The sequence below is a fragment of the Blastococcus sp. SYSU DS0510 genome, assembly GCF_054050835.1.
The window spans coordinates 16,489-32,436 of the sequence record NZ_JBJHAC010000026.1 but is presented as its reverse complement, the minus strand read 5'-3'; the positions used below and the strand labels follow the sequence as shown (position 1 = coordinate 32,436).

General features: G+C 72.8%; 14 protein-coding genes. 9 read left to right on the top strand and 5 right to left on the bottom strand.

The window, feature by feature from the left end:
- Nucleotides 1-5 precede the first annotated feature (5 nt).
- On the bottom strand, nt 6-545 hold the full coding sequence (locus ACI79P_RS18435; RefSeq protein ID WP_456582518.1) for a PH domain-containing protein: 540 nt from the start codon (nt 543-545) through the stop codon (nt 6-8).
- A 68-nt stretch (nt 546-613) separates the two neighbouring features.
- Between ACI79P_RS18435 and ACI79P_RS18430 the strand changes: the two genes are divergently transcribed.
- The gene (locus ACI79P_RS18430; protein ID WP_456582517.1) at nt 614-943 is read left to right on the top strand and encodes a rhodanese-like domain-containing protein; all 330 of its coding nucleotides are present in this window, start codon (nt 614-616) and stop codon (nt 941-943) included.
- A 76-nt stretch (nt 944-1,019) separates the two neighbouring features.
- Here the strand turns inward: ACI79P_RS18430 and ACI79P_RS18425 are convergent, their stop codons facing one another.
- From ACI79P_RS18425 to ACI79P_RS18410, 4 genes are all read right to left on the bottom strand, one after another.
- On the bottom strand, nt 1,020-1,799 hold the full coding sequence (locus ACI79P_RS18425; protein WP_456582516.1) for a hypothetical protein: 780 nt from the start codon (nt 1,797-1,799) through the stop codon (nt 1,020-1,022).
- On the bottom strand, nt 1,796-2,302 hold the full coding sequence (locus tag ACI79P_RS18420; protein ID WP_456582515.1) for a SigE family RNA polymerase sigma factor: 507 nt from the start codon (nt 2,300-2,302) through the stop codon (nt 1,796-1,798). The genes ACI79P_RS18425 and ACI79P_RS18420 overlap by 4 nt, the downstream gene beginning before the upstream one ends.
- A 150-nt stretch (nt 2,303-2,452) precedes the next feature.
- Nucleotides 2,453-4,069, bottom strand: coding sequence for a long-chain fatty acid--CoA ligase (locus tag ACI79P_RS18415; protein ID WP_456582514.1), 1,617 nt, complete (start codon nt 4,067-4,069; stop codon nt 2,453-2,455).
- A 55-nt stretch (nt 4,070-4,124) separates the two neighbouring features.
- Nucleotides 4,125-5,333 carry a cytochrome P450 gene (locus ACI79P_RS18410; RefSeq protein WP_456582513.1) on the bottom strand — a complete coding sequence of 403 codons (1,209 nt, stop codon included), beginning with the start codon at nt 5,331-5,333 and terminating at the stop codon, nt 4,125-4,127.
- A 60-nt stretch (nt 5,334-5,393) separates the two neighbouring features.
- Between ACI79P_RS18410 and ACI79P_RS18405 the strand changes: the two genes are divergently transcribed.
- The 8 genes from ACI79P_RS18405 to araA all read left to right on the top strand — a co-directional run bounded on the left by ACI79P_RS18405 (nt 5,394) and on the right by araA (nt 15,942).
- Nucleotides 5,394-6,326, top strand: coding sequence for a DUF5926 family protein (locus ACI79P_RS18405; protein WP_456582512.1), 933 nt, complete (start codon nt 5,394-5,396; stop codon nt 6,324-6,326).
- A 429-nt stretch (nt 6,327-6,755) separates the two neighbouring features.
- Nucleotides 6,756-7,901 carry a multiple monosaccharide ABC transporter substrate-binding protein gene (gene chvE / locus ACI79P_RS18400; protein WP_456582511.1) on the top strand — a complete coding sequence of 382 codons (1,146 nt, stop codon included), beginning with the start codon at nt 6,756-6,758 and terminating at the stop codon, nt 7,899-7,901.
- 255 nt (nt 7,902-8,156) lie between these two features.
- On the top strand, nt 8,157-9,695 hold the full coding sequence (mmsA, locus tag ACI79P_RS18395) for a multiple monosaccharide ABC transporter ATP-binding protein (RefSeq protein ID WP_456582510.1): 1,539 nt from the start codon (nt 8,157-8,159) through the stop codon (nt 9,693-9,695).
- The gene (gene mmsB / locus ACI79P_RS18390; protein ID WP_456582509.1) at nt 9,692-10,942 is read left to right on the top strand and encodes a multiple monosaccharide ABC transporter permease; all 1,251 of its coding nucleotides are present in this window, start codon (nt 9,692-9,694) and stop codon (nt 10,940-10,942) included. Before mmsA ends, mmsB begins: the two co-directional genes overlap by 4 nt.
- Nucleotides 10,943-10,992: 50 nt before the next feature.
- Nucleotides 10,993-12,039, top strand: a complete 1,047-nt coding sequence (locus ACI79P_RS18385; protein WP_456582508.1) for a LacI family DNA-binding transcriptional regulator — start codon at nt 10,993-10,995, stop codon at nt 12,037-12,039.
- Nucleotides 12,040-12,068: 29 nt separating this feature from the next.
- Entirely contained in the window at nt 12,069-13,742 is a 1,674-nt protein-coding gene (locus tag ACI79P_RS18380) for a xylulokinase (protein ID WP_456582507.1), read from the top strand.
- On the top strand, nt 13,739-14,422 hold the full coding sequence (locus ACI79P_RS18375) for an L-ribulose-5-phosphate 4-epimerase (RefSeq protein ID WP_456582506.1): 684 nt from the start codon (nt 13,739-13,741) through the stop codon (nt 14,420-14,422). The genes ACI79P_RS18380 and ACI79P_RS18375 overlap by 4 nt, the downstream gene beginning before the upstream one ends.
- 11 nt (nt 14,423-14,433) lie before the next feature.
- Complete coding sequence (gene araA / locus ACI79P_RS18370) at nt 14,434-15,942, top strand: L-arabinose isomerase (RefSeq protein WP_456582505.1); 1,509 nt, start codon at nt 14,434-14,436, stop codon at nt 15,940-15,942.
- Nucleotides 15,943-15,948 lie beyond the last annotated feature (6 nt).

The window sequence follows — 15,948 nt, the reverse complement described above, 5'->3', positions numbered from 1 at the left end:
GCGGCTCAGGTGGCCTGGTCGCGGACCATCTCGGCCCGGCGGGCGAGGTCGTCGGCGACGCGCTGGGCGACGCCCTGCTCGAGGTGCCAGATCCGCACGGTGCCCTGGCTGGAGGCGGTGAGCACCGCGACGGTGGCCAGGCCGAACATCTGCTGCAGGACCCCGCGGGTGACGTCGACGGTCTGGATCCGCGAGATCGGCACCAGCGTCCAGGTCTGGGTGAGCCAGCCGGTGCGCGTGTACGCGGCCTCGTTGGTGATCTCCCACCGGTACACCCGGTGCTTGAACCACGGGCGGATGCTCAGCGCGATCACCGCGTAGGCCGCGCCGGCCAGGGGGGCCAGCCGGCGCAGCAGGGGCACGGGGTCGCCGACGTCGGCGGGCACGAGGAGCAGGAAGGCACCGATCGCCAGCCACACGAAGACGGTGCTGATCAGGCTCTCGACCACCCACAGCCCGATGGCCGAGCGCGGCAGCTCCCAGGCCGGCTCGCGCACGGGGGTCGGGCGGGCGCCGCCTGCGGCAGCCCGGTGGCTCGGGGACATCGCGCCCATCCTCCCAGTGCGGTGGACCCCGGTCGTGCAGCCGGTGCCCGTGCCACGATGGAGGTGTGATGCCGCAGCAGGTCCCGACCGTGCCCGCCTCCGAGCTGCCCGAGGACGCCGTGGTCCTCGACGTCCGCGAGGACGACGAGTGGGTGCACGGCCACATCGAGGGCGCCACGCACATCCCGATGGGCGACGTCCCCTCCCGGCTCGACGAGCTGCCCGAGGGGGACCCGCTCTACGTCACCTGCCGCGGTGGTGGCCGCTCGGCGCGCGTGGCCGCGTGGTTGAACGCCAACGGCTTCGACGCGGTGAACGTCGGCGGCGGCATGGGGGAGTGGCAGGCCGCCGGAAAGCCCATGGTCAGCGAGACGGGCCAAGAGCCCTTCGTGCGCTGACAGCCGGCGGAGCAGCGCGGCCCCGTCCCGAGGCTCGCCGCGAGCCTGCGAGCGGGGAGGAGGACGGGGTCCTCTTTCAGCGCCAGGCGGCCGCGGTCTCCTCGTCGTAGTAGCGGGTGAAGCCGCACAGCCAGGCGATCGGCTCCAGCGGGTCGCCCTCCCACCGGTCGGCGCCGCTGACCAGCAGGCGGGACCCGACGCCGTAGACCGGGCCCGGCGTGCTGCTCCCCGCGGCCGGGTCGTACGGCGCCGGGAGGTCCACGGTCACCGGGCCGCCGGACCCGCCGGAGAACCACTCCTGCACGCTGAAGGTGACGCCGACCAGGTCCTCCGGCGGCCCGGAGGCGCCCGGCCGCGTCGTGACGGCGGGCCCGATGCCCGTCACCACGCCGGCGAAGGCGAACTCCTGCTTGCTCAGCGCGGCCGGGCTGTACTCGACGGCGCAGGAGCTCGTCGCCGTGCTGTCGAGCGGCCCGGTGCGCCCGGCGGTCGGGTCCTCGGCGAGCTGGGACAGCTCGCTGCCCGCCGCCGTCCCGGGCTCGTCCCCGCCGTCGGCCGGGGGCATGCCGGTGCCCGGATCGGCGTCGGCCGCCTCCGGGCCGCCCTCGCGCGGCTCCTCCGCGACCAGCACCGACGCCGAGCCGGCGGCGTCGCCCTGCCCGCTCGGCAGGTCGACGACGGTGACCACGCCCCCGGCGACCACGGCCACGCCCGCGGCCACGGCGAGCGAGACGCCGGCGGTGCGGCGACGGCGCGCCCGGCGGCCGGCCTTCAGCAGCTGGCCCACCGGCGCCGGGCCCACCGGCACCCGGTCGGCCAGCTCTCCCAGCAGTGTCGAGGTCTCCCGCTCCGTCACGATGCCCTCCCTCCCCGCAGCTCGGCGACGTCCAGGTCGGTCTGCAGCTGCGCCAGCGCGCGGGAGAGCCGGCTCTTCACCGTCCCGGGGGCGATGCGCAGCGCGTCGGCGATCTGCTGCTCGCCCAGGTGGGCGTAGTAGCGCAGGACGACGACCTCGCGGTGCGCCGGGCTCAGCCGCGCGAGCGCCCGGCGCACCGCGTCGGCGTCGTCCACCTGCGCGGTGCCGTCGTCGGTCGCGACGTCGGGCACCTCGGCGGTCGGCCGCTCGCCCCACCAGCGCCGGCGGCGGCTGTCGTGGTGGCAGTTGACCAGCACCCGGTAGACGTAGGCGTCGCGGTTCTCGGCCGTGCCGACCTTGTCCCAGGAGACGTAGCAGCGCACCAGCGCCGTCTGCACCAGGTCCTCGGCCTCCGGGCGGGCGCAGCCGAGCAGCACGGCGGAGCGGACGAGCACCGGCCAGCGCTCGTCCACGTACCGCGTGAACGCCTCGTCCCGCTCCACTCGCCCTCCGCAGATCGTCCTCTGCAGAGCATGACGGGTCCGGTGGCGGGCGAGGTTCCACCGCGCCCGCCGGAGTCGATCATCGGCGAGTGGTCGCCCGCCACGCCGAGGGGGGCGACCACTCGCCGATGATCAACCAGGGAGGGGGGCTCAGCTCTTCAGCTCGTACTCCGCGAAGCGGCTGCGCAGGTCCTTCTTGGAGAACTTGCCGACGCTGGTCTTGGGCACCTCGTCGATGAACTCGACGGCGTCGGGCATCCACCATTTGGCCACCAGCGGCCGGAGGTGGTCGAGGATCTCCTCCTCCGTGGACTCCTCGCCCTCCTTGAGGACCACGCAGGCGAGCGGGCGCTCGTCCCACTTGGGGTGCGGGATGCCGACGACCGCGGCCTCCTTCACCTTCGGGTGGCTCATGATCGCGTTCTCCAGGTCGACCGAGCTGATCCACTCGCCACCGGACTTGATGAGATCCTTGGTGCGGTCGGCGATGCGGATCGAGCCGTACTCGTCCATGGCCGCGACGTCGCCGGTCTTCATCCACCCGTCGGCGGTCGTGAGCTCCACCCCGGCGTCGGGGTTGTAGTACTCCTGCGCGCACCACGGCCCGCGCACCTGCAGCTCACCGGTGGCCTGGTCGTCCCACGGCTGCGGCTCGAGGGTGTCGGCGTCGACGATGCGGGCCTCGACCCCGAACAGGGGGACGCCGGCGCGGGCCCGTCGGTCGGCCTTGGTGGCGTCGTCGGCGTCCTGGAATCGGCGCGGCAGGATGCCCGACGAGGCGACCGGCGACGTCTCCGTCATGCCCCAGGCCTGCAGGATCGGGATGCCCACCTGCTCGCGGTAGGCCTCGCTCAGCGCCTTCGGGACGGCCGAGCCGCCGCAGCCGATGTCGCGCAGCTTGTGGGGCTGGCCGGCCAGGTGGGGCAGCACGCCCTGCCAGATGGTCGGGACGCCGGCGGTGAAGGTGACGCCCTCGTCGACGATCAGCTTCGCCAGGTTCTCGGGCTGCATCATCGCGCCCGGCATGACCAGCGAGGCGCCGGCGGCGGGCGCCGCCTGCGCGATGCCCCACGCGTTGGCGTGGAACATCGGCACGACCGGCATCGCCACGTCGCGGACGCTCAGGCTGAAGGCGTTGGGCGCGATGGCGGCCATGGCGTGCAGCACCGTCGAGCGGTGCGAGTAGACGACGCCCTTCGGGTTGCCCGTCGTGCCCGACGTGTAGCACATCGAGGCGGCCCGCCACTCGTCCGTGACGGCGAACTCGACCGGCTGGGCGTCGGCCAGGAGGGTCTCGTAGTCCAGCACGCGCGGGTCGTCGGGGACCTCGTTGGCGCCGCCGTCGTCCATGACCACGACGTGCCTGACCGTCTTCATGGTGTCGATCAGCGGCCACAGCAGCGGCAGCACGGTGCGGTCGACGAAGACGACCTCGTCCTCGGCGTGGTTGGCGATGTAGGTCAGCTGCTCGGGGAAGAGCCGCACGTTGAGCGTGTGCAGCACCCGCCCGGTGCAGGGGGCGGCGAAGTAGAGCTCGAGGTGCCGTTGGCTGTTCCAGCCGAAGGTGCCCACCCGCCCCTCGGCGCTGATGCCGAGGGTGTCGAGGACGCCGCCCAGCTTGCGGGTGCGCTGGGCCCACTCCGCGTAGGTCGCCCGGGTCACCCCGCCGGGGTTGTTGGTGACGATCGTCCCGTCGCCGTAGTGCTGCTCGACGTGCCGGAAGATCGAGTCGATCGTGAGGGGGTAGTCCTGCATCAAGCCGCGCATGGCCGGATCCTGCCAGTGACCGCGCTCACGATCTAGCCGAGGCGGTGCGCTCCGGTCAGCGTCCGAGGACGACGGGGAGCGTCTCCAGGCCGCGGATCACGAACTCCGGGCGGCGCACCGGCTCGCCGCCGAGCTCCAGCACCGACGTCCGGTCCAGGAGGGCGCCGAACGTGGCCTGCAGCTCCACCCGCGCGAGCGGCGCCCCGATGCAGAAGTGGATGCCCGCGCCGAAGGCGATGTGCGGGTTGTCGGTGCGCCGGACGTCGAGGGTCTCCGGCTGGGCGAAGACGGCGGGGTCGTGGTTGGCGGCGCCGAGCAGCGCGGCGATCTTCTGGCCCTCGGCCACGGTGACGCCGCCGATCTGCACGTCGGCGGTGGCGGTGCGCTCGAACAGCTGCAGCGGCGGGTCGAAGCGCATGAGCTCCTCCAGCGCGGCCGGGAGCAGGGTGCGGTCGGCGCGCAGGGCGGCCAACTGGTCGGGGTGGCGGAGCAGGGCCAGCATGCCGTTGCCGGTCACGTTGACCGTCGCCTCGTGGCCGGCGTTGAGCAGCAGGATGCAGGTGGTGACCAGCTCGTCCTCGGTGAGCTTGTCGCCGTCGGTGTCGCGGACCGACACCAGGTGGGAGAGCAGGTCCTCGCCGGGGGCGGTGCGCCGCTCCGCGGCGAGCCGGCGCAGGTACGTGACGAACTCGTCCGCCGCGCGCTCGGCCGCCACCTCGACGGCTGCCGTGCGCCCGTACTCGTACATCTTCACGATCGCGTTCGACCACGGCCGCAGCAGCGGGCGGTCGCCCTCGGGGACGCCGAGCAGCTCGGCGATGACGGCGACGGGCAGCTGCTCGGCCATGCCGGTGAGGAGGTCGACCGGCTCGGACCCGGCCGAGCGCTCCACCAGGTCGTCGGCCAGCCGGCCGGCCAGCTCCTCGACCCAGGGCCGCAGCCGCTCCACGTGGCCCCGGGCGAACGCGCTGGTGATCAGCCGCCGCAACCGCGTGTGGTCCGGCGGCTCCATCTCCAGGATCGCGTTGCGGTGGATGAGGTTGAAGCTGCCGAACCGCTCGGCCGGCTCCCTGTCCCGCCAGATGCGGCCCAGCCGCCGGTCGCGCAGCACGGCGTTGGACTCGGTGTGGGTGAGCGCCAGCCACAGCCCCAGCCCCTCGTGCCACTGCACGGGCCCCTGCGCCCGCGCCCGCGCGAACGCCGGGTACGGGTCGGCGACGAACGACGGGGCGCGGAGGTCGAGCGCATCGGCGGCCACGGTCATGCCGGGAAGCCTAGGAGCCTCGGGACGGGGTCCCGCGCGCCGCCACCTACGCTGACCCGCATGGCTTCCCGCAAGCGCTCCACCGTCACCGCCCCCGTCGCCGAGGGCGGCGTCAACCCGAAGGCCCCCTGCGCCTGCGGGTCGGGCCGCCGCTACAAGCACTGCCACGGCTCGGGCTACGCCCCGCCGGTGACTCGGCCCTTCGAGGGTCTGCCCGGCGAGGCGGACTGGGTGGCGCTGCGGGAGCTGGTGCCGGCGGCGACGGCGACGCTGCGCTCGGCCGACGGCCGCGAGCTGACCCTGGCCAGCGTGCTGCCCGGGGGCGCCCCGGGCCTGGTCCGCGCCAACGGCCAGATCCTCGTCGGTGCCCAGCTGGCGACCTCGTCGGACGACGTCAGCCGCGACCTGGGCACCGCGATCGCCGCGGCGCTGGAGGCCCCGGCCGGTGCGCCGGTGGACCCGGGCCCCATCGGTGGCGCCGGGTCGGCGGGGCCGCGGCTGCAGGAGGTCCTGGACCTCACCGCGCCGCTCGAGGTGACCGTGCACGACACGTTCGACTTCTGGCTGGAGGGCACCGACCCGAGCCCGGCGGCGCGCGCGGGCCTGGCGCAGGCCAACGAGGCGATCCTGCCGACCGTGCGGCTCCAGGGGCTGGAGGCCGCCTACTGGGTGCGCCCGGGCAGCGAGCGGGCGCACCTGCGCTGGGTGCGGGCGGAGAAGGAGGAGCAGCTCCTCGACGCGCTGGCCCGGCTGTCGGCCGCCGAGCAGATCCTCCTCGGGGAGGGCACCCGGTACGCCGGCGCCTTCCGCGCGCACGGCCTCGTCGTCCCGGTGTGGGACCTGCCTGCCGACACCCCCGCCGAGGACTGGGTCGCGCCGGCGCGCGAGTTCCAGGGCCGGTTGGAGAAGGCTCTCACCGAGACCGCGCCGCTGACCGCCGACGAGCGGCGTGCCCGCGCGGGGCTGTTGTCCCGCCAGATCACCCTGCGCTGATCCCCGTCCCCGCCCCCCGCACCGCCGGGGCGCGGGACCGGGCACCGCCCCTTGGCGACCGGACAGGGCGCTGTGTGCGGAGGGCTGCCGCGACGGCCACCGGTGCGCTCGCGCCGCCTCCCGGGTCGGGCCGCGGCGTGCGGCTGCCGGCGGTCGCGGCGCTCGCCGACGAGGGCGCCTCGGGGACGCACCGCGCGGCGCGGCCGAGCTGACGTTCCCGGCGAGGAGGACGTCCCGAGCGACGCACTGCACCGGCGGACGAGGCTCTCCTCGGTCGGACGGGTGACGCGGAGATGGCCGCGGCGTTACCCGACCGTGACGTCCGGGCCTCTTGACGGCGCCCGTTGTGAACGTTCACATTGGTGCTCCCGCAGGTGCGGGGTCTGAGCGCCGAGGCTCGGCGGCAGATGCTTCGACGAGGAGGCCAATGTGAGCAATCGGCTCGGCTTGACCGCACTGGGCGCCACTCTGGCGCTCACCCTGGCGGCGTGCGGCGGCGAGGGCGCCGGCGGGGGCTCGAGCGCCGGCGACGAGAACGCCAGCGCCGAGGACATGATGGTCGGCGTCTCGATGCCGACCCAGACCTCCGAGCGCTGGATCGCCGACGGCGAGGCCGTCGAGTCGCAGCTGGAGGCCCTGGACTACCAGGTCGAACTGGCGTACGCGAACGACGACATCCCCACCCAGGCGCAGCAGATCGACCAGATGATCACCCAGGGCGCCGACGCGCTGATCATCGCCGCCATCGACGGGACCGCGCTCAGCAGCCAGCTCGACGCCGCGGCCGCCGCCCGCATCCCGGTCATCTCCTACGACCGGCTGATCCGCGACAGCGAGAACGTCGACTTCTACGTCAGCTTCGACAACTTCGAGGTCGGCGTCGCGCAGGCCAACGCCCTGCTGACCGGGCTCGGCATCCTCGACCGCGAGGGCGCGGAGACCGACGTCGCGGGTCCGTTCAACGTCGAGCTGTTCGCCGGCTCGCTGGACGACAACAACGCGACCTTCTTCTGGGAGGGCGCCATGTCGGTGCTGCAGCCCTACATCGACGACGGCACCCTGGTCGTGAAGTCGGGCCAGACCAGCATCGAGCAGGCCGCGATCCTGCGCTGGCAGCAGGAGACCGCCCAGCGGCGGATGGAGGACCTGCTGACCTCCGCCTACAACGACGGCTCGGTCGTCGACGGCGTCCTCTCGCCCTACGACGGCCTGTCCCGCGGCATCATCACCGCGCTGGCCAACGCCGGGTACGGCACCGAGGCCAAGCCGATGCCGGTCATCACCGGTCAGGACGCCGAGATCGCCTCGGTCAAGCTGATCGCCGAGGGCACCCAGGGTTCGACGATCTTCAAGGACACCCGGCAGCTGGCCGAGCAGGCCGTCATCGCCGCCGAAGCGTTCCTCGAGGGTGAGGAGCCGGAGGCCAACGACACCACCACGTACGACAACGGCGTGAAGGTGGTCCCGTCCTACCTGCTGCCCGTCGAGACCGTGTTCGCCGACAACATCCAGCAGACCCTGATCGACACCGAGTACTACACCCAGGCAGAGGTCGACGCCGGCCAGGCCGACTGACCTGCCCTCCCGCTCCGGGCCCGGCGGCCTGCCGACGGCGCCGCCGGGCCCGGCTCGGGAACCTCAGCACCACCGCACCACCGCACCACCGCACCACCGCACCACCGCACGACCGCACCACCGCAGGTCCGCTCAGCACGAGCGCCGCACCACCAGAGGGCGCGCCGGCCGGCTGCCCCACCGCGCCGGCCGGCGCCGGCCCCTGGACCCACACATCCGCAGCACGCGATGACACGGACGAGGACGACGGAGTCCATGGACGACAACATCCTGGAGATGCGTTCCATCACCAAGACCTTCCCCGGTGTGAAGGCGCTGGAGAACGTCAATCTGGCCGTGCGCCGCGGTGAGATCCACGCGATCTGCGGAGAGAACGGCGCCGGCAAGTCCACGCTGATGAAGGTCCTCTCCGGCGTCTACCCGGCCGGGGAGTACGACGGTGAGATCGTCTTCGACGGCACGCCGGTCTCCTTCTCCGGGATCCGCGACAGCGAGCACGCCGGGATCGCGATCATCCACCAGGAGCTCGCGCTCGTCCCCTACCTCTCGATCGCCGAGAACATCTTCCTGGGCAACGAGCGCCGCGGCCGCGGCGGGCTGATCGACTGGAACAGGGCCAACGCCGAGGCCGCCGAGCTGCTGCGCTCGGTAGGCCTGCGGGAGAACGCGACGACGCCGGTCGGCCAGCTGGGCGTCGGCAAGCAGCAGCTGGTCGAGATCGCCAAGGCGCTGTCCAAGGACGTCAAGCTGCTCATCCTCGACGAGCCGACGGCCGCGCTGAACGACAACGACTCCGCACACCTGCTCGGCCTGCTGCGCGACCTCAGGGAGCGCGGGATCACCTCGATCATGATCTCGCACAAGCTCAACGAGATCACCGCGATCGCCGACCAGGTCACCGTGATCCGCGACGGGAAGACGGTGGAGACGCTCGACCTCGACGCCGGTGAGGTCACCCAGGACCGGATCATCCGCGGCATGGTCGGCCGCGACCTGGAGAGCTACTACCCCGACCGCGAGTCGCACCCCGGCGAGGAGGTCCTGCGCGTCGAGGACTGGTCGGTGAGGCACCCGGTCAACGACCGGCTGGTGGTCGACCAGGCGTCGATCTCCGTGCGGGCCGGCGAGGTCGTCGGGATCGCCGGACTCATGGGCGCCGGGCGCACCGAGTTCGCGATGAGCATCTTCGGCCGCGCCTGGGGGCGGTACACCGGCGGCCGGCTCTTCCTGCACGGCAAGGAGATCAAGGCCCGGACAGTGGCCGAGGCGATCGACCACGGGATCGCCTACGCGACCGAGGACCGCAAGCACTACGGCCTCAACCTGATCCAGGACATCCGGCAGAACATCTCGGCCGCCGCCCTCGGCAAGCTGTCGCGCGCCGGCTGGGTGAACGACAACGAGGAGACCAAGGTCGCCGAGGACAGCCGGCGCAGCATGAACATCAAGGCGCCGAGCGTCTCCTCGATCGTCGGCAAGCTCTCGGGCGGCAACCAGCAGAAGGTCGTGCTGTCCAAGTGGCTCTACACCGACCCCGAGGTGCTGATCCTCGACGAGCCGACCCGCGGGATCGACGTCGGGGCGAAGTACGAGATCTACACGATCATCAACCGGCTCGTGGCGGACGGGAAGGCCGTCATCGTCATCTCGTCGGAGCTGCCGGAGCTGCTCGGCATCTGCGACCGCATCTACACGCTGGCCGAAGGCCGGATCACCGGTGAGCTGCCGGTGGCCGAGGCGACCCAGGAGAACCTCATGGCGCTCATGACGAAGAACAAGGAGGCCGCGGCGTGACCAAGACCGTGCCCCAGGAGGAGTCGATCACCCCGGCTCCTGGCGCCGCCGCCCCCGGCACGCGGCCCGACGACGACAAGAACCTCTGGCACAAGCTGACCAGCAACATGCGGCAGAGCGGCATCTACGTCGCCTTCGTCGCGATCGTCCTGCTGTTCACGATCCTCACCGACGGGACGCTGCTGCGCCCGGGCAACATCACGAACATCATCCTGCAGTACTCCTACATCCTGGTGCTGGCCATCGGCATGGTCATCGTGATCATCGCCGGGCACATCGACCTCTCCGTGGGGTCGGTGGTCGCGCTCACCGGGGCGGTCTCCGCGGTACTGGTCATCCAGCAGGGCCTGCCCTGGTGGGTGGGCATCGTCGCCGCCCTGGGGGTCGGCATCCTCGTCGGGGCCTGGCACGGGTTCTGGGTGGCCTACGTCGGGATACCGGCCTTCATCGTCACCCTCGCCGGCATGCTGCTGTTCCGCGGCCTGACCCTGCAGGTGCTCGACAACGTCTCCCTGTCGCCCTTCCCGGACAGGTACACCGACGTGGCCACCGGGTTCCTCAACGGACTGCTCGGCGGCTACGGCTACGACGCGTTCACGCTGCTCATCGGCGCGGTCGCGGTGGGCGGCTACGCGGTCAGCGCCTGGCGCACCCGGGCGGCCCGCGTGCGCTACGACCAGCCGGTCGGGTCCCTCGGGGCGTTCATCGCCCGGATCGCCGTGGTCGGCGCCGTCGTCATGTACTTCGCCTGGCAGCTGGCCCACGCCCGCGGGCTGCCGATCGTGCTGATCATCCTGGCCGTTCTGGTCATCGCCTACGGGATCGTCACCAAGCGCACCGTCTTCGGCCGCCAGGTCTACGCCATCGGCGGCAACCTGGCCGCCGCGCAGCTCTCCGGCGTGAAGGTCAAGAAGGTCAACTTCTGGATCTTCGTCAACATGGGCTTCCTCGCCGGGGTCGCCGGGGTCATCTACTCCTCCCGGTCCAACGGCGCCCAGCCCGCCGCGGGCAACATGTTCGAGCTCGACGCGATCGCCGCGGCCTTCATCGGCGGTGCGGCGGTGACCGGTGGCGTCGGTACGGTCGTCGGCGCCATGGTCGGGGGCCTGATCATGGCGGTGATGAGCAACGGCATGCAGCTCATGGGCGTCGAGCAGCAGATCCAGTCCGTGGTCAAGGGGCTCGTGCTGCTGCTGGCCGTCGCCTTCGACGTCTACAACAAGCGCCGCGCCGGCGCCTCCCGCTGACCGGGCGCGTGGTCGACCCCGCCGCTCCGGGCGCGTAGGAGGGAGGCTCCATGGCTGCCGAGGTGACGGGGACCCGCGCCCCCGGCCTGGCCGACGTCGCGCAGCGAGCGGGCGTGTCCTACCAGACGGTGTCGCGGGTGATCAACGATCACCCCAGCGTCGCGCCGCTCACCCGGGAACGCGTGCGGCAGGCGATCCTCGAGCTCGGCTACCGGCCGAACCGTGCTGCCCGTGCCCTGGTCACCGGGTCGAGCCGCACCCTCGGGCTGGTCACCGTCAACATCGCCCAGTACGGGCCGGCGCAGACGATGATCGGCCTGGAGAAGGCGGCCCGGGCAGCCGGGTACGCGCTGTCGGTGACCATCCTCGACGAGGCCACCGCGGAGGCGATGCGGACGGCGGTCGACGACCTGGTCGCCCACGGGGTGGACGCCGTCGTCGCCCTGTCCACCTACGACGACGCGGCCGACGCGGTGAGCCGGCTGGCGCCGCCGGTCCCGCTCGTCGCCGTCCAGGTGGGTGGTGCCGACGACCGGCCCGCGGTGGCGATCGACCAGGTGGCGGGGGCCCGGACGGCGGTCCGGCACCTGCTCGACCTCGGGCACCGGACGGTGCACCACCTCCCGGGGCCGGCCGACTCGCAGGAGGCCCGTGGCCGTACCGACGGCTGGCGCGCCGAGCTGCGCGCCGCCGGCGTGCCGGTGCCCGAGGCGCTGCCGCGTGGCGACTGGACGCCGGCCTCCGGCTACGCGGCCGGCCAGGCGGTCGTGGCGCGGCGCCGGGACGGTGAACCGATCACGGCGGTGTTCTCCGCCAACGACCAGATGAGCCTCGGCCTGCTGGCGGCGCTGCACGACGCCGGTCTCTCGGTGCCCGGCGACCTGAGCGTCGTCGGGTTCGACGACCTGCCCGAGGCGCCGTACTTCGTCCCGCCCCTGACCACCGTCCGGCAGGACTTCGCCGAGCTGGGCCGGCGCGGGGTGGACCTGGTCCTGGGCCGGCTCCGGGGTGAGGAGCCGCACCCGGACCCGGTGCCGGCGAGTCTGGTGGTCCGGTCCAGCACCGGTCCGCCGGCACCCCGTGACAGGCTGATGTGAACGATCACAACGACGAGGCGGGAGGCCTGATGGGTGAGGTCGGTGCGGGTATGCGGCCCGGTGAGGCGATCACCCTCGGTCGCACGGCCCTGGGGATCGAGCTCGGCTCGACCCGGATCAAGGCGGTGCTGATCGGTCCCGACCACGCTCCGCTCGCCGTGGGCAGCCACGACTGGGAGAACCAGCTCGTGGACCGGCTGTGGACGTACTCGCTGGAGGCCGTCTGGACGGGTGTGCAGCAGAGCGTCGCGGCCCTGGCCGAGGACCTTCGGCGCCGCCACGGGATCGAGCTGGGAGCGGTCGGCTCCCTCGGCGTGTCGGCGATGATGCACGGCTACCTCGCGTTCGACGCCGACGGCGAGCTGCTCACGCCCTTCCGCACCTGGCGCAACACGAACACGGGCCGTGCGGCCGAGCGGCTCAGCGCGGAGTTCGGCGTCAACATCCCGCACCGGTGGAGCGTCGCGCACCTGTACCAGGCGATCCTGGACGGCGAGGACCACATCGGCCGCCTGGACCACCTGACGACCCTGGCCGGCCACGTGCACGAGCAGCTCACCGGCGAGAAGGTCCTCGGCATCGGGGATGCCAGCGGCATGTTCCCGATCGACGGCGCCACCGGTGGGTACGACGCCACGATGCTGGCCCGGTTCGACCAGCTGGCCGCCGAGGCCGGGGTCGAGCTGAGCCTGGCCGACTTGCTACCCGCGATCGCGGTCGCCGGCCGGCCGGCCGGGATGCTCACCGAGACGGGCGCGGCCCTGCTGGACCCGACCGGGCGGCTGCGCCCCGGGAGCCCGCTGTGCCCACCCGAAGGTGACGCGGGCACGGGGATGGTCGCCACCAACTCGGTCGCCCCGCGCACCGGCAACGTCTCCGCCGGGACGTCGATCTTCGCCATGGTCGTGCTCGAGCGCGCGCTCGCCCGGCCGCACCGCGAGCTGGACCTGGTCACCACGCCGGCCGGGGACCCGGTGGCGATGGTGCACTGCAACAACGGGGCCAGCGAGCTGGACGCCTGGGCCGGGCTGTTCACCGAGTTCGCCCGCGCGCTGGGTTCCGACGCCGGCCCGTCGGAGGTCTTCGGGACGCTCTTCACCGCAGCCTTGGGCGGGGCGAGCGACGGCGGCGGGATGCTGGCCTACAACTACCTCTCCGGGGAGCCGATCACCGGGCTCGAGGAGGGCCGGCCGCTGTTCCTGCGCTCCCCGGGCAGCCGGTTGGACCTCGGAACCTTCATGCGGGCCCACCTGTACTCGTCCCTGGCGACGCTCAGGATCGGCATGGACGTCCTGCAGAAGACCGAGGGCGTGCGGCTGGACCGGATGTTCGCGCACGGTGGCCTGTTCAAGACCGAGGGCGTCGCACAACGCTTCCTGGCCGCTGCCATCGACACCCCGGTCTCCGTCGGCGACGTCGCCGGCGAGGGGGGCGCCTGGGGCATCGCCGTCCTGGCCGCCTTCGCCACCCGGGCTGCGCCCGGGCAGAGCCTGGCGGACTACCTGGACAGGACGGTCTTCACCGGCACGGGCCTGACCGTGGAGCCCGACCCCGCCGACGTCGAGGGGTTCGACGCGTTCATGCAGCGGTACGTCGCCGCGCTCCCGGTCGAGCGCGCAGCCGTGGAGCACGTAGGGGCCGGTACGCCGCGGACCGCCGGACCCGAGACGCCCTCCGCCGTCCTGACCGAGGAGTTGGCATGACCGACACGCAGACCCGCACCGAGCGGGGCACCCACCGCGAGCTGCGCGAGCACGTCGCCGCGCTGCACGCCGAGCTCACCCGCTACGCGCTGGTGACCTGGACGGCGGGCAACGTGTCCGCCCGCGTCCCCGGCGAGGACCTGTTCGTGATCAAGGGCAGCGGCGTCTCCTACGACGAGCTGACGTGGGAGGGCATCACCGTCTGCGACCTGGACGGGGAGGTCGTCGACGGGGTCAAGGCGCCGTCCTCGGACACCGCCGCCCACGCCTACGTCTACCGCCACATGGCCGACGTCGGCGGGCAGGTGCACACGCACAGCCCGTACGCCGCGGCCTGGGCCGCTCGCGGGGAGGAGATCCCGTGCGTGCTGACGGCGATGGCCGACGAGTTCGGCGGGCCGATCCCGGTCGGCCCGTTCGCGCTCATCGGCGACGACTCGATCGGCCAGGGCGTCGTCGCCACGCTGCGGGGCTCCCGCTCGCCGGCCGTGCTCATGCAGAACCACGGCGTCTTCACCGTCGGCCGCGATGCCAAGGCCGCGGTCAAGGCCGCCGTCATGACCGAGGACGTCGCGCGCACGGTGCACCTCTCCCGCCAGCTCGGGGAGCCCATCCCGATCGCGCAGGCGGACATCGACTCGCTCTACGCCCGGTACCAGAACGTGTACGGACAACGCTGATGGAGGAACGTGTGACTGCCCCGTTCGACGACCGCGAGGTCTGGTTCCTGACCGGCAGCCAGGGGCTGTACGGCGACGAGACCCTCCAGCAGGTCGCGGAGCAGTCCCGACGTGTGGCCGCCGCCCTCGACGAGGCCGGCGAGGTGCCCGTCCGCGTGGTCTGGAAGCCGGTGCTGACCGACGCCGACGCCATCCGGCGCATCATGGGCGAGGCCAACGAGGACCCGGCGTGCCTCGGCGTCATCACCTGGATGCACACGTTCTCGCCCGCGAAGATGTGGATCGCCGGCGTCGACGCGCTGCGCACGCCTCTGCTGCACCTGCACACCCAGGCCGACGCCGCCCTCCCGTGGGCGACGATCGACATGGACTTCATGAACCTCAACCAGGCCGCCCACGGCGACCGGGAGCACGGGTTCGTCCTCACCCGGCTGCGCCAGCCGCGCGCGACGGTCGCCGGCCACGTCGGCAACCCGGCCGTGCGGGCACGGGTCGGTTCCTGGGCGCGGGCGGCCGTCGGCGCCGCCGCCGCGCGGGAGCTGAAGCTGGCGCGCTTCGGCGACAACATGCGCGACGTCGCGGTGACGGAGGGCGACAAGGTCGAGGCGCAGCTCCGGTTCGGGATGTCCGTGAGCACCTGGGGCGTCAACGACCTGGTGGCCGTGGTGGACGCCGTGGCGGACGAGGACGTCGACACGTTGGTGCAGGAGTACGGCGACCTGTACGAGATGGCGGCCGACGTCCGGCCCGGGGGCGCCCAGCACGACGCCGTCCGGTACCAGGCGCGGATCGAGGTGGCGCTGCGCCGCTTCCTCACCGAAGGCGGCTTCGGCGCGTTCACGACCAACTTCGAGGACCTCGGCGGCCTGCGGCAGCTGCCCGGGCTGGCCGTGCAGCGGCTCATGGCCGACGGCTACGGCTTCGGCGGCGAGGGCGACTGGAAGACCGCCGCGCTGCTGCGCGTGCTGAAGACGGCCGCGGCCGGGCTCCCCGGTGGCACCTCGTTCATGGAGGACTACACCTACGACCTGGCCTCGGAGACGCCGAAGATCCTCGGCGCCCACATGCTCGAGGTCTGCCCGACCATCGCCGCCGGGCGGCCCTCGCTGGAGGTGCACCCGCTCTCGATCGGGGGTCGCGAGGACCCGGCCCGGCTGGTCTTCGACGCGGCGCCCGCTGAGGGCGTCGTGATCGGCTGGGCCGACCTCGGCGACCGCTTCCGCTGGGTGGCCAACGAGATCGACGTCGTGCCGCCGTCCGAGCCGCTGCCGAACCTGCCCGTCGCGCGGGCGGTGTGGGAGCCGCGGCCTGACTTCTCGACGTCCACCGAGGGCTGGCTGACCGCCGGGGGCCCGCACCACACGGTGCTGACCACCCAGCTCGGCGCCGACGAGCTCACCGACCTCGCCGAGATCTTCGCGACCGAGCTGGTGCTCATCGACGCCGGCACCACCCGGCGCTCGCTGGCCAACGAGCTGCGCTGGAGCGCGGCCTACCACCGCCTCAACCAGCGACTGTGAACCCGT